The 13,276-nt window shown below is 69.7% G+C and carries 13 protein-coding genes; 7 read left to right on the top strand and 6 right to left on the bottom strand.

Annotation, left to right across the window (positions count from 1 at the left end):
• Positions 1 to 14: 14 nt before the first annotated feature.
• The gene (locus tag LOZ83_RS26015; RefSeq protein ID WP_236794281.1) at positions 15 to 491 is read right to left on the bottom strand and encodes a nitroreductase/quinone reductase family protein; all 477 of its coding nucleotides are present in this window, start codon (positions 489 to 491) and stop codon (positions 15 to 17) included.
• The gene (locus LOZ83_RS26010; protein ID WP_236794280.1) at positions 488 to 1,267 is read right to left on the bottom strand and encodes an SDR family oxidoreductase; all 780 of its coding nucleotides are present in this window, start codon (positions 1,265 to 1,267) and stop codon (positions 488 to 490) included. Before LOZ83_RS26010 ends, LOZ83_RS26015 begins: the two co-directional genes overlap by 4 nt.
• A gap of 143 nt (positions 1,268 to 1,410) precedes the next feature.
• On the opposite strand from LOZ83_RS26010, the gene LOZ83_RS26005 reads away from it, so the two are divergent.
• From LOZ83_RS26005 to LOZ83_RS25995, 3 genes are all read left to right on the top strand, one after another.
• Positions 1,411 to 2,055 (top strand): TetR/AcrR family transcriptional regulator, encoded by a 645-nt coding sequence (locus tag LOZ83_RS26005; RefSeq protein WP_236794279.1) that lies wholly within the window; start codon positions 1,411 to 1,413, stop codon positions 2,053 to 2,055.
• 235 nt (positions 2,056 to 2,290) lie between these two features.
• Entirely contained in the window at positions 2,291 to 3,301 is a 1,011-nt protein-coding gene (gene gap, locus LOZ83_RS26000) for a type I glyceraldehyde-3-phosphate dehydrogenase (protein ID WP_236794278.1), read from the top strand.
• A 16-nt stretch (positions 3,302 to 3,317) separates the two neighbouring features.
• Complete coding sequence (locus LOZ83_RS25995) at positions 3,318 to 4,331, top strand: lysylphosphatidylglycerol synthase transmembrane domain-containing protein (protein WP_236794277.1); 1,014 nt, start codon at positions 3,318 to 3,320, stop codon at positions 4,329 to 4,331.
• Positions 4,332 to 4,395: 64 nt separating this feature from the next.
• Here the strand turns inward: LOZ83_RS25995 and LOZ83_RS25990 are convergent, their stop codons facing one another.
• Positions 4,396 to 5,001, bottom strand: coding sequence for a hypothetical protein (locus LOZ83_RS25990; protein ID WP_374202711.1), 606 nt, complete (start codon positions 4,999 to 5,001; stop codon positions 4,396 to 4,398).
• A gap of 164 nt (positions 5,002 to 5,165) precedes the next feature.
• Between LOZ83_RS25990 and LOZ83_RS25985 the strand changes: the two genes are divergently transcribed.
• Genes LOZ83_RS25985 through LOZ83_RS25975 form a run of 3 tightly spaced genes read left to right on the top strand, consistent with a single transcriptional unit; the run spans position 5,166 to position 6,933 of the window.
• On the top strand, positions 5,166 to 6,059 hold the full coding sequence (locus LOZ83_RS25985) for a universal stress protein (RefSeq protein ID WP_236794276.1): 894 nt from the start codon (positions 5,166 to 5,168) through the stop codon (positions 6,057 to 6,059).
• A 5-nt stretch (positions 6,060 to 6,064) separates the two neighbouring features.
• Positions 6,065 to 6,727, top strand: coding sequence for a CBS domain-containing protein (locus LOZ83_RS25980; protein WP_236794275.1), 663 nt, complete (start codon positions 6,065 to 6,067; stop codon positions 6,725 to 6,727).
• Entirely contained in the window at positions 6,724 to 6,933 is a 210-nt protein-coding gene (locus LOZ83_RS25975; protein WP_236794274.1) for a hypothetical protein, read from the top strand. Before LOZ83_RS25980 ends, LOZ83_RS25975 begins: the two co-directional genes overlap by 4 nt.
• A 14-nt stretch (positions 6,934 to 6,947) precedes the next feature.
• Here the strand turns inward: LOZ83_RS25975 and cydD are convergent, their stop codons facing one another.
• From cydD to LOZ83_RS25960, 3 genes are read right to left on the bottom strand one after another with little or no spacing between them, the layout of a single operon-like run.
• On the bottom strand, positions 6,948 to 10,286 hold the full coding sequence (cydD, locus tag LOZ83_RS25970; protein ID WP_236794273.1) for a thiol reductant ABC exporter subunit CydD: 3,339 nt from the start codon (positions 10,284 to 10,286) through the stop codon (positions 6,948 to 6,950).
• The gene (gene cydB, locus LOZ83_RS25965; protein ID WP_236794272.1) at positions 10,283 to 11,290 is read right to left on the bottom strand and encodes a cytochrome d ubiquinol oxidase subunit II; all 1,008 of its coding nucleotides are present in this window, start codon (positions 11,288 to 11,290) and stop codon (positions 10,283 to 10,285) included. Before cydB ends, cydD begins: the two co-directional genes overlap by 4 nt.
• A 9-nt stretch (positions 11,291 to 11,299) precedes the next feature.
• Positions 11,300 to 12,697 (bottom strand): cytochrome ubiquinol oxidase subunit I, encoded by a 1,398-nt coding sequence (locus tag LOZ83_RS25960; RefSeq protein WP_236794271.1) that lies wholly within the window; start codon positions 12,695 to 12,697, stop codon positions 11,300 to 11,302.
• Between the two features lie 165 nt (positions 12,698 to 12,862).
• On the opposite strand from LOZ83_RS25960, the gene LOZ83_RS25955 reads away from it, so the two are divergent.
• Positions 12,863 to 13,270: an Hsp20/alpha crystallin family protein gene (locus LOZ83_RS25955; RefSeq protein ID WP_236794270.1), complete on the top strand. Its 408-nt coding sequence runs from the start codon at positions 12,863 to 12,865 to the stop codon at positions 13,268 to 13,270.
• Positions 13,271 to 13,276 lie beyond the last annotated feature (6 nt).

Here is a 13,276-nt window from a genome sequence, read left to right as displayed (position 1 = left end):
GGTGGGATCCGCGGTCACGGCTGATGGCGGAAGCTGATGCGCATCAGTCGGCTGTCAGCCCAGTCTTCGAGCCGGGTCGGCCGGATGGTGCCGGGGTCGTGGGGCTGGTTGAGATCCGCGACGATCTCCGCCAGCACGGCCTGACGTTCAGCTGGGTCGGTGACGGGCGTGGCGTGTGCAGGCAGGTCTGCGCGGATCCCGTTCTTGAGGTGGAAGGTGAAGTTGGGATTGGCGAGCAGGTTCGCATGCCAGTCGGTCGCGGCACCGCCGGCGCCGCTACACAGGTAGGTGGTGCCCGCAGCTCGGTAGAAGAAGATCTCGATGCGGCGTGGCCGGCCGGTGCGGCGCCCCAGTGTCGTGATGTCGATGATCCGTTCGCTGGTGCCCGCGGCGGGGGTGATCTCGATGCCTCGCCGGATGTGAGCGGGCAGGTGCGACAACGACGCGTCCCGTGCGGGGTCGTTCCATCCGGTCGTGTCTGGAGTGCTCATGCGGCCTCGGCCTGAAGGGCGGGGCCGAGCAGGAGTCCACCGTCGATGACGTACTCCGACCCCGTGATGAACGACGCGTCTGCTGAGGTGAGGAACAGGAGAAGCCGGGTGACATCGGTCGGCTCTCCAAGTCGGGGGATGGCGAACGGCTCGGGTGAGTAGAAGTCCGCGATTGCCGCGGTGGCGCCGGCTGCTGGTTCGTGGATGAAGGGGGTCGCGATCACGCCGGGGTGGATGGTGTTCACCCGGATGTGGTCCCGGCCGAGCTCGAGCGCTGCCGTTTGGGTGAGGCCTCGCAAGGCCCACTTGCTGGCGACGTACGGCGCGTAGTGCGCCGTGCCGCCCAGGCCCATGGTGGAGGCGATGTTGACGATGGCTCCCCCTGTTGCGCGGCGCAGAGCGGGGGCTGCGACCTTGATGCCGAGGAAGGTCCCGGTGAGGTTGATGTCGAGGATGCGCGACCACGTGGCCTGGTCCGTGTTCTCGATTGTTGCCGGCGGGTTCTGCACGCCCGCGTTGTTGACGAGCACGTTCAGGGCACCGAAGGCGCTCTCGGCCGCTAGCACAGCGGCGGACCACGAGCTTTCGTCGGTCACGTCAAGGCGGACGAAGCGAGCGCGGGTCCCGAGCTCGTCGGCGAGAGCGGCGCCGCGTGCGGTGTCGATGCCGCCGATCACCACATTCGCTCCCTCCGCGTGAAAGGCGCGCACGTGGCTCGATCCCTGGCCACCGGTCCCACCGGTCACGAGCACGGTCTGGTTGTCGAAGCGGAGCATCAGATGTTCCTTCGATAAGTGGGTAGCTGACCGGATCACCGGTGATGACCGGCGGCCAGTGGTGAGCCGATCGACTCACCACTCCCTCGACACTAGGCCGGCGACAGTGGCGAGTCAAGCCACTCACCTCGTATGCTCGGCCCATGAACAGGGTCGTACCGACGTATCACCAGCGCGTCGCCCAGGAGAAGCGCGCGCTGATCGTGACGGCCGCGACCGCACTGTTCCTCGAGTTGGGCTACGACCGGACGTCGCTGGCGCGGATCGCAGAGCGCTCGGGCGTTTCGCGGGCCACCTTGTTCAAACAGTTTCCGAGCAAAGCTGCCCTCTTCGACGCCATCGTGACCGAGTCCTGGTCAACCGCTGACGAAGAAGATCCGCCGCCGGCAGGCAACGTCGTTGACGGGCTCACCATCATCGGTCGCCGTTACGCCGAGCTGCTAGGCCGCGCCCAGATGACCGACCTGTTCCGCATCGTGATCGCCGAACTGCCGCGGTTCCCCGAGCTGGCCCATGCGCAGTTCTCGCACGGGAAGATGCCCTACTTCGAGTCCGTGCGCGGCTACCTCCTGGCTGAGCACGAGGCGGGAACGGTGCGGGTCGAGGACGTGGACCTCGCAGCCACCCAGTTCCTGGGCATGATCTCCAACTACGTCTTCTGGCCGACACTCCTGGTACCGGGCTGGGAGGTGAGCGTCGAACGCGTCGCTCAGGTAGTCGACGAGGCCGTCCGCACCATCGCCGCCCGGTACGCCGCGACCGGACCAGGGGCGTCCGCCAACGGTTGAGTCGGGCCGTCACCAAAGGGGGCGGGTGCCTCAGTCGAGGCCGTCGGCACCAAGGGGCGTTCGACAGCGAGAGCGGTAGCCCAAGACCCGCAAGCCCGGCCCTCGCAGCCACACCCTCGTCTGTGATGACCCGGGTGACAGCCGAAGGTCCCCGGTACCAGTGACCTCGAACCCTGTTCGTGGGGGAGAGTTCCGGCGTTTCGTCTGTTCCCGACTATCTCGGAAGGGAACGGATATGGCGGCACGGGTGGCTATCAACGGGTTCGGCCGGATCGGGCGCGACTTCCTGCGGTGCGTGCTGGAACAGCCCGAACGAAGCGTGGAGGTGGTGGCGGTCAATGATCTCGTTCCGCCGGAGACCTTGGCGCACCTGCTGGAGTTCGACTCCACCTACGGCCGGCTCGCCCAGCCGGTGCGGGTGCACCGGTCGACGATCTCCGTCGGCAGCCAGACCATCCACGTGGCGGGTGAGGCGGATCCCGCGAAGCTGCCGTGGGGTGAGCTGGACGTGGACGTGGTGATCGAGTCGACCGGCCGGTTCCGCACCCGCGAGGCCGCGGCCGCGCACCTGGCCGCCGGCGCGCGGAAGGTGATCATTTCGGCGCCGGGCAAGGATGTCGACGCCACGATCGTGATGGGGATCAACGACGACACCTATGATCCGGACCGGCACGCGGTGATCTCCAACGCGTCCTGCACCACGAACTGCGTCGCCCCGATGGCGTACGTGCTGCATCGTGCGTTCGGAGTGCGGCGCGGACTGATGACGACGATCCACAGCTACACCAACGACCAGTCCCTTTTGGACGGTCCGCACAAGGACCTGCGGCGCGCGCGGTCGGCCGCGGTGAACCTGATTCCGACGAGTACCGGCGCGGCGCGTGCCATCGGCGAAGTGTTGCCGGAGCTGGCGGGACGGCTGGACGGGGTCGCGGTCCGGGTGCCGGTGGAGGACGGTTCGCTGACGGACCTGACGGTGGAACTGGCCGAGCCGGTCACCGAGGGGCAGGTGAACCGGGCCTTCGCGGAGGCGGCGGCCGGTGATCTGAAGGATTTCCTGCGTTACACCGAACAGCCGATCGTGTCGCGCGACATCATCGGCGATCCGGCGTCGTGTGTGTTCGACGCGAGCCTGACCAAGGCCGGCGGGCAGCTGGCGAAGGTTTTCGGCTGGTACGACAACGAATGGGGCTACGCCCAGCGCACGCTCGACCTCGTCGGGCTGGTCGCCCGGCAGCTGGGCTGACCGGGCGGGGCCGACGGTGACCAACCGCCCGGCGCGCCGGCGGCAGGTGCGGCTGGTGTTCGACGTGGTCCTGGCGGCGGCCGGCGTCGGCGTCGCGGTGTGGCGACTGTCCACAGTGGATCGTGTCGCGGTGCGGCCGGTCAGCGCGCCGTGGCTGCTGGCGGCGGTCGCGAGCGCGGTGATATCCCTTGTCCTGTACGGCGAACTGCATCGGCGGCTGCTGTGGGGCGCCGGGGCGCGGGTGCCGGGACGGACGGTGCAGGCGGTCAACTTCGCCGGCAACGCGATCGCGCAGACGGTGCCCTCCGCCGGATCGACCGTGGGTGTGGCCTACCAGGTCGCGGCGCTGCGTGCCCGGGGTGCCGATACCGCGGTCGCGCTGTGGTCCAGCACGGTCGCCGCCCTGCTGGCGGGCGGCGTGCTGCTGGTCCTCGCGCCCCTCGTCTCGGCCGCGACCGGCTTTCTGGGCTGGCCCGCGGCGGCGGCTCTTTCGGTGGCCGTGGGAGTCCTGTGCCTGCTGGTGTGGCGGTTGATCAGGAAACCCAAGGCACTGCACGGAATCGCCCGGCGAATCGTCGTACTCGGCCGGCACCTGCCGGTCATCCGCGGGCAGCAATGGGTCACCGCGAACCCGAACCCGCTGGAAACACTCGCCGAGCGCCTCGCCCGTTTCCGGCTGCCGCCGCGTACCTGGGTGGGCGCGCTGTCCTGCGCGCTGGCCAGCTGGGGAACGGACTTCCTGGCCCTGGCCGCCTGTGTGGCGGCGACCGGGTATCAGGTGCCCTGGCCGGCTGTCGCTGTCGGATATCTCGCCGTGCAAGCGAGTATCGGGATCCAGCTCACCCCGGCCGGAGCCGGGGCGGCCGAGACGGGACTGCTCGCGGCGCTGATCGCGGGAGGCTTGCCCGGCCCCGATGCCGCCTTCGCCGTCGTGCTGTACCGGGCGATCACCTGGATCGGGCTCAGCGCCGCAGGCTGGGTCGTGTTCGCCGTGACCGCGGCACTCGCGCGCCGACGGACTGTCGTGTGAGGACAGTCCGGAAAGGACGAATCCGCGTGAGCACGTGCGCACGCGGATTCGGGTGTGCCGGTTTTCAGAGCAGCCAGCGGTTCTGGTTGACCAGCTGTGCCCACCACCGGCCGAACCCCCAGGTGTTGCCGGCGTAGACGGCGGCGAGCGCGATGAGTACGATCGCGTACAGCAGGTGGTAGTCGATGATCGGGTTGGTCGAGCCACTGGCCTGGCCCGTCTCGGTGAACCGGGCGAGCGGCCATTCCGCGATCCACATGAACAGCAGCAGCAGCGTGCCGGCGCCCGCGGCGATCCGCAGGCCGATGCCGGCGATCACGGCGACTCCGAGGGCGAGCAGGCCGAGCATGAACAGCCAGTCGGCCCACGGCGCGCCAGCCCAGGAACGCAGTGTCGAGGCGAGCGGACCGACTTCGACGTGGCTGAGGAAGCCCTTGGTGGGCGACCCGCCGTTGATCCAGGCCTGGGCCGAGGTGGTGGCGTAACCCCAGCCGAACAGCTTGTCCAGGAAGGCCCACAGGAAGACCAGGCCGGTGGCGACGCGCAGCACCGCGATCACCTTCGCCCCGCTGGGGGTCATCACCGCGCCGTGCATCCGCGCGGTCTGCGCCGCGCGCTGCGGCGGAACCTGCAATTGGTCAGTGAGCTTCGGCTCGGATTCGATGGACATCGGGACTCCTTTTCTCGGTGGTCTCCTCATAGGAGATTCCACCGCGGTTCCACGGCGCGGTCTCGGGGAGAAAGTCCTTTGCCCGGGGGACGAACGCCAGCGGTCCGATGCCGCCCGTCTCGCTACTTTTCCTTTGACGAGAACGAATCGAGGAGTGAGCGGCGATGCAGAACAACACGGGTGTGCTCGTGGTGGGCGTGGATGGCGCACGCGGTATGCCGCGCGCCGTGCGGTGGGCGGCCCGAGAGGCGGCTCAGCGACATCGTGGACTCCGGCTGGTGCACGCGACCGACGAGCTGTCCCTGAACTACCCGCACAGCCTGCCGGTCAGCGACGACGTGCGGGCTGTGGCGCGGATGCGCGGGCAGCGACTGCTTCGCGCGGCGCGGGACGCCGCGCGGGAGGTGGCACCGGATCTGCACGTCGAGGTGGAGCTGAGCCATGAGGCGCCCGCCGCGGTATTGCTGGAGGAGGCGCGGTCGGCCGCGCTGATGGTGCTGGGCACACCCGGACTGCGGCCGCTGGGCCGGGTGTTCGGGGGTTCGCTCTCGACGGCGCTGGCCGCCCACGCGGCCTGCCCGGTCGCGCTGGTGCGGCCGCACGTCGCCGAGGACGAGTCACCGTCGGAGGGGCCGGTGGTGGTGGGGGTGGACGGGTCGCCGTCGAGTGAGGAGGCGGTGGCGCTCGCGTTCGAGGAGGCGTCGTGGCGGGACGCGCCGCTGGTGGCGGTGCACACGTGGGACGACGCGTTCGTGGCCGCGGTGTTCGAGCAGACGCACTGGACCCCGGACGAGGATGCCGTCGAGGCCAGGGAGTCCGAGGTGCTCGCCGAACGGCTGGCCGGCTGGCAGGAGAAGTATCCCGATGTGGTGGTGCGGCGGATGGTGACCCGGGGCCGGCCGGCGGTCGCGTTGCTGGACCTGGCCGACGCCGCGCAACTGCTCGTCGTGGGCAGCCGCGGGCGGGGCGGGTTCGCCGGCATGCTGCTCGGTTCCACCAGCCAGAGCGTCATGTCCTACGCGCTGTGCCCGGTCATCGTCGCGCGGCACCGGGGGTGAGCACGATGCGCGAGCTCACGGTGGCGGATCTGATGACGCATCCGGTGGTGACGGTCTCGCCCGCGACGCCGTTCAAGAACCTGGTGGCGATCCTGACCGAGTACCGGGTTGGGTCGGTCCCCGTGCTCGACGGCGCGGGGCGGCCGGTCGGCGTGGTGTCGGAGACGGACCTGCTGACGAAGGAAGAGCAGCGTGGCAATGTCCCGCCGTCGCTATGGTCGACGCCGCGGCGGTGGCGCCGCTGGGGCCGGAGCCGGGGGACGACCGCGCGGGATGTCATGACCAGCCCGGTGCACGTCGTCGGCCGGACCGACCCGGTGGGGCTCGCCGCGCGCCGCCTCGTCCGCGAGAACCTGCGGCGGCTCTATGTCGTCGACGGCTCCGGGCGGCTGGCGGGTGTGCTGGCCAAGCGGGACGTGCTGCACGTATTCCTGCGCCCGGACGACGACCTGCGCGAGCAGATCGAACGCGAGGTGCTGCGGCGATGCCTGTGGGCGGACCCGGCCGAGACCGAAGTGCGGGTCCGTGACGGGGAGGTGACCCTGCTCGGATCGGTCGAACTCCGCAGCGAGGGCCGCCGCGCCGTGGCCCTGATCGAAGCGATCCCCGGCGTCGTCGCGGTGTCCGACGAGCTGACGTTCAGCGTCGACGACACCGTGGGGGCGTGAGCGCGGACGGCGTGGTGCCGTGGGGGACGGCGGTTCGGGCTTCCGCGACGACCGCGGTGCGGTGGGGGCGTGCGAGGCCCGGCGCGCTGGTGACCGCGGTGCGCACCTGGCTGGCGCCGGGAATGGCGGACTCAGCTCGCATCTACGAGCGTGAACGGACGGCGGTCGCCGGCCGGTTGGCGGGGCTGGCCGCGGACTTTCCGTAGGTGCCTGTGGACCGTCATGGTCGGGCGTCTGTGAGCACCTGACCGGCAGGGGGCGATACGCGAACCTCCGGCAGGGTAGGGAATTCGGCACGGCGGTGGGTGACCACGACGGTGGGCCGGGTGGCGGCCACTGCGGCGATGTCCGTGGCGAGCGCGGTTGCCGTGGGGGCGTCGAGGTGGGCGGTCGGTTCGTCGAGGAGGAGGATCGGGCGGTCGGCGAGCAGGGCACGCGCGACGCCGAGTCGTTGGCGTTCGCCGCCGGAGACCGTGGTGCCGTGTGCGCCGAGTGGGGTGTCGAAACCTTGTGGCAGAGCGGAAAACCACGAACCCAGGCGGGCTCGTACCAGTGCGTCGAGCAGGTCCTCGTCGGACGCGGACGGCCGCGCCAGCAGCAGGTTCTCGCGCAGGGTGCTGTCGAACAGGTGGGTGTGCGGACCGCACCAGCCGAGGGTCGCGCGCACGTCGTCGCCCGTGCAGGACCGGGTGTCGGTCTCGTCGAGGCGCACCGTGCCCGCGCGAGGATCCAGATAGCGCATCACGGCCGCCAACGTCGTACTCTTGCCCGAACCCGACGGCCCGGTCAGCACCAGGCTTTCGCCGACCGTGAAGTCCACATCGGACACGGCATCCCGCACGGCACCCGGCCAGCGCGCGGAAAGGCCGGTCACGGTCAGCGAACCGGCGCGGTCCAACGGTACCGGTGAACGAGGTTCGGTGACCGGCGAGGCGGTCTCGTCGAGTTCCGTCAGCCGGCGGGCGCTGTGCCGCGCACCCAGGAACCGTTGCGCCGCTTCGGGAAGAGCGGCGACGAGTTCCGCGGCGGCCAGCGGCGTCAGCGCCAGGACGGCCAGTTCCGGGCCCGGCAGCCGGCCGGCCCGCAGCGCGGCGATCCCCGCCAGCAGACAGCCGATCATCGTGGCTCCGAGCGACAACGTGCCGATCCCCGCACCGAGTCCCCGCGCGCGGGCCGAGCGCCGAAGCGTCGACGTGAGCGTGGCATCGGTCTCCCGTAACGCCGCGCGCCGGCCGTTCGCCGCGCCGTAGGCGATCAAATCCGGGGCGGCTTCGAGGGCTTCGACTGTGCCGGAGGTGACTTCCGCGCGCAGCCCGGTGGTCTCGTGTTCGGCCCGCCGGGCCGCGAAGGCCGACAGCGCGGGCGCGAGGACTCCGGCGCAGAACAGTCCCAGCAGCAACAGGATTCCCGCCTCGGGTAGCAGCGCCCCGAGCAGGCCGGAAGCGGCCACGGCGACGACGGCCGCGGACACCCCGGGCACGAGCACGCGTACCAGCAGATCTTGTTGAGCGTCCACATCGGACACCATCCGCTGCAACAGGTCCCCGCGGCGGAGGCGTTCGGTCAGCGCCGGGCCGAGTCGCACGAGGGTCGACCAGACGCGCACCCGCAGATCGGCGAGCGCGCGGAGGGCGACGTCGTGTGAGAGCAGGCGTTCGGCGTAGCGCAGCACCCCTTTCGCCAGCCCGAACGTGCGCACGGCGACGATCGCGACGGTCAGCGTCAGGATCGGCGGGTGCAGCGCGGCGGTCGAGATGAGCCACGCGGAGGTCGCGGTGAGCGCGACACCGCTGCAGAGCGCGAGCGCCCCGGCCACACAGGCCAACGCAAGACGCCACCGGTAAGGGCGGACCGCCCGCGCCAGCCCTCCGCCCTCAACCGGCTCCGCGGAATCCTCCTGTGGCGCACGGGGAATCCGGACCGGTGCGACCGTGGGTGCGGCCACCGGCGCCGGTGCGGGCAGCGCGATCACCCGATCGCACACCGCCAGCACGGCTTCCCGGTGCGTCACGATCACCGCGGTGCGCCCGGTCAGCGCCGCGGGCAGGCAGCGGAGGATCTCGGCTTCCGTCTCGGCGTCCACGCCCTCGGTAGGTTCGTCGAGCAGTAACAGCGGGCGGTCCAGCAACAGTGCGCGGGCCAGCGCGACGCGCCGTTGCTGGCCGGTCGACAGGCCGGACCCCAGCTCGCCCACGGGAGTTTCGAGCGGGACATCGAGACCGGCCGCACGGGCTGCATTCTCCACTTCGGACAGTTCGGCATCGGGCCGGCCGAGCCGGATGTTCGACGCCACCGTGCCGGCCAGCAGGCGTGGTCGTTGCGGGACCCACGCGATCCGTCGCTGCCAGGCGGCCCGGTCCACGTCGGCGAGATCCACGCCGTCGGCGAACACCTGCCCGGCATCCGGCGGGTACCAGCCGAGCAGCAGATCGAGCAAAGTGGACTTCCCGGCACCGCTCGCTCCGGTGACGCCCACGACCGATCCCGGTTCGATCCGCAGGTCCACGGAATCGAGCACCGGCCCGGACCGGCCATGCACGGTCACGCCGCACAAGCGCAGCGGCACCACCGAAGGATCCGGGGCGGGCGCGCGAAACCCAGTCTGCGCAGGCTTTTCGTCCAGTAGCTCGAGAATATCGTTCGCCGCCGCGACACCTTCGGCGCTGTCGTGGAACCGGGCTCCGACGGCGCGCAGCGGGAGGTAGACCTCCGGCGCCAGGATCAGCACGACGAGTGCGGTGTGCAGGTCCAGTTCACCGGCCACGAGGCGCAGCCCGATCGACACGGCCACCAGCGCCACGGACAAGGTCGCCAGTAGTTCCAGCGCGAGCGCGGACAGGAAGGCCACCCGCAGTGTGCGCATGGTCTGCAGCCGGTAGGTGCGGGTGATCTCCCGCAGGCCACGGACCTGCGCGCGGGCCCGGCCGAACGCGGTGAGTACGGCGAGCCCGGCCACCAGATCGAGGAAGTGGTTGCCCAGCAACGACAGTGTCCGCCACTGCTTGCCGGTCTCACGCTGGGTGTAGAGTCCGATGAGGATCATGAAGATCGGGATCAGCGGTACGGTGATCCCGACGATCAGCGCGGAAACCCAGTCGGACAACAGGATGCGCGCACCCACCACGGCTGGCACGACGGCGGCGACGAGCAGCGTCGGCAGGTAGCGCGCGAAGTACCCGTCGAGCCGGTCGACTCCGCGGGTCGCAAGGGTGGCCAGCTCGGCGGGGGAGCGCCCGGCCTGCCGCGTCGGGCCGATGCGCAGCGTGTGGTCCACTACCGCGGCCCGCAGTTGGCCCAGTACCGCTGCCGACGCGCGGTGCGCGGTGGTCTCGGCGAGCCAGGAGACGAGTGACCGTCCTAACACGACAAGGGCGAGCAAGAGTACCGGTACCACCAGAATCCCCGCGCCATCAAGGAAAGCGCGTGAGATCGAGGTGGCAAGCAGATCGGCCTGGGCGAGCACGAGGCCCGCGGTGGCGACCCCGAGCGCCGCGCATCCGATGATGAACGGACGCGCGGCGCGGGCATGCCGCAGCAGGCGTGGGTCGAGCGGTTTCACAGGCCCTGCCCGGCGGGGATCGACTCGCGGGTGACCCGCTTGCGGAATACCCAGTAAGTCCACGACTGGTACAGCAGCACGATCGGGGTGAACGCGACCGCGACCCAGGTCATGATCTTCAGCGTGTACGGCGTCGATGAGGCGTTGGTCGTGGTGAGGCTGTTCGCCGTGTCCGTTGTGGACGGAAGGACGTCCGGGTAGAGCGACCCGAACAGCAGGACCGTGGTCGCAACGATCGCGGTGGCGGTGAGCAGGAAGGCCCAGCCCTCCCGCCCCAGCCGCGAGGCCAGCACCCCGCCGGCCAGCACGGCGGCGGCCACCGCGAACGCGATCCACGTCCATCCCTTGCCGTGCACCAGTTGTGTCCACAGCAGGAACGACCCGGCCAGCAGCACCGCGAGCAGTCCCAGCGGCCAGCTCAGCGCCTGCGCGCGGCGGCGCAGCTCACCCGTCGTCTTCAGTGCGAGGAAAACCGTGCCGTGCAAGGCGAAAACGCTCAGCGTGGTCAGCCCGCCCAGCAACGCGTACGGGTTGAGCAGCGTCAGCAGGTTGCCGGTGAAGTGGTGTTGCGCGTCCAGCGGGACGCCGCGCACGATGTTGCCGAACGCGACACCCCACAGCAGCGCCGGCACCAGAGACCCCACCACGATCGCGGTGTCCCAGGAGGCGCGCCAGCGCGGGCTGTCGATCTTGCCGCGGAACTCGAACGCGACCCCGCGAATGATCAGCGCCACCAGGATCAGCAGCAGTGCGAGATAGAACCCGGAGAACAGATTCGCGTACCACAGCGGGAAAGCCGCGAAGGTCGCGCCGCCCGCGACGAGCAGCCACACCTCGTTGCCGTCCCACACCGGGCCGATCGTGTTGATCATCACCCGGCGGTCGGTGTTGTCGCGCGAGAGCACCGGCAGCAGCATGCCGACGCCGAAGTCGAAGCCTTCCAGGACGAAGTATCCCGTCCACAGCACCGCGATCAGCAGGAACCAGACATCCGTGAGAGCCATCGTCTTCTCCTAGTACACGAACACGCCGGGACGCTGTTCGGCGTCCACTTCGGACTCTTCGGGCGCCGGCTCGGGTGGGCCGGCCTTGGCGTAGCGGACCATCAGCACCCCATCGACCACCGCGAGCGCCCCGTACAGCACGGTGAACACGATCAGCGAGGTCAGCACGGTGCCCGCGCCGACGGTCGGCGAAACCCCGTCGGCGGTCTTGAGCACCCCGAACACGGCCCACGGCTGGCGGCCCATCTCGGTGAAGATCCAGCCGACCGAGTTGGCCAGGAACGGCAGCGCGAGCGAGGCGATCGCGGCTCGGTAGAACCAGCGTGACCGCGGGATCCGGCCCTTGCGGAACAGCCACAGCCCGACCAGCGACAACAGCCCCATCAGGAACCCGAAGCCGATCATCAGGCGGAAAGTCCAGTAGGTGACGGGAATGTCGGGCGTGTACGTGCCCGGCCCGTACTGCTGGGTCTCGGCGGCCTTCAGATCGTTGATGCCCTCGACCGTGCCGTCCCAGCTTCCGGTCGCCATGAAGGACAGCACTTTCGGCACCCGGACCGAGAACACTTCCTTCGACCCGTCGAGCGAACCGACCGTGAACAGCGAGAACGACGCGGGGGACACCGTGTCGTAGAGCGCCTCGGCGGCGGCCATCTTCATCGGCTGCTGCTGCGTCATCAGCCGGGCCTGCAGGTCACCGGTCACCGCGACGCCGAGGCTCGCGATCAGCACGGTCACCAGCGCCAGTTTCATCGACGGCCGGTACACCTCCGGCGAGCGTTTGCGCATGAGCTGCCACGCGCTGATGGCCACGACGAAGATCCCAGCGGTGAGGAAGCACGCGGTGAGCGTGTGCGCGAACGCGCCCACCGCCGTCGAGTTCGTGAGCACCGCACCGAAATCCTTCAGCTCGGCGCGACCGGTCCGCGGGTTGACCGCGTAGCCGACCGGGTGCTGCATCCACGAGTTCGCGGCCAGGATGAAGTACGCCGACAGCACGGTGCCGATCGCGGCGAGCCAGATCGTGGCCAGGTGCAGGCGTTTCGGCAGCCGGTTCCAGCCGAAGATCCACAACCCCAGGAAGGTCGACTCCAGGAAGAACGCCAGCAGTCCCTCGATCGCCAGCGGGGCACCGAAGATGTCGCCGACGAACGTGCTGTAGTCGCTCCAGTTCATCCCGAACTGGAACTCCTGCACGATGCCGGTGACCACGCCCATCGCGAAGTTGATCAGGAACAGCTTGCCCCAGAACTTCGTCATCCGCAGGTAGTGCTCCTTGCCCGTGCGCACCCACGCGGTCTGCATTCCGGCCACGAGCAGGGACAGCCCGATCGTGAGTGGTACGAAAATGAAGTGGTACACGGTGGTGATGCCGAACTGCCACCGCGCCAGGTCCAGCGGGCTCATCAGTACTCCCCAAGTCCGGAACAAGATCGGGACCAGGTTCGCGGTGCGCGGCCCGCGCGAGCGAGGGTCCAAGGTCCTCGGCATCAGGGGACTACGGCCGCGTCGCGTCCGCGTCCCGCGTAGTTGTCTCGGTGGTGCAAGCGAAATCGGGAGAAAGGAGAATCGATGAGTGCACTGCTGCCGCGCCCGAGGATGACGTTCCCGGTGCTCGCGGACCTCTTCGACACCGGCTGGCCGTTCGGTGAGCACAACATCGTGCGGATCGAGGAGTCGGTGGAGGAGGGCAAGTACACCGTTCGCGCGGAACTGCCCGGCTTCGACCCCGAGAAGGGCATTCGCATCACCGCGGACGGGGGCCTGCTGACCATCGCCGCCGAACGCGAGGCCAGGACCGAGGAGAAGGGTCGCAGCGAGTTCCACTACGGCTCGTTCCGCCGCACCGTTTCGCTCCCGCAGGGAGCTGACACGTCGAAGATCGCCGCGACTTACACGGACGGGATCCTCGAGGTCAGCGTGCCCTACGAGACGGCGAAGCCGAGCCGGCACGTCGAGATCGAAGTCAAGAAGAACTGATCGCAC

The organism is Amycolatopsis sp. GM8 (assembly GCF_021653975.1).
Taxonomy (GTDB): domain Bacteria; phylum Actinomycetota; class Actinomycetes; order Mycobacteriales; family Pseudonocardiaceae; genus Amycolatopsis_E.
This window is presented reverse-complemented; position numbering and strand designations above follow the sequence as displayed.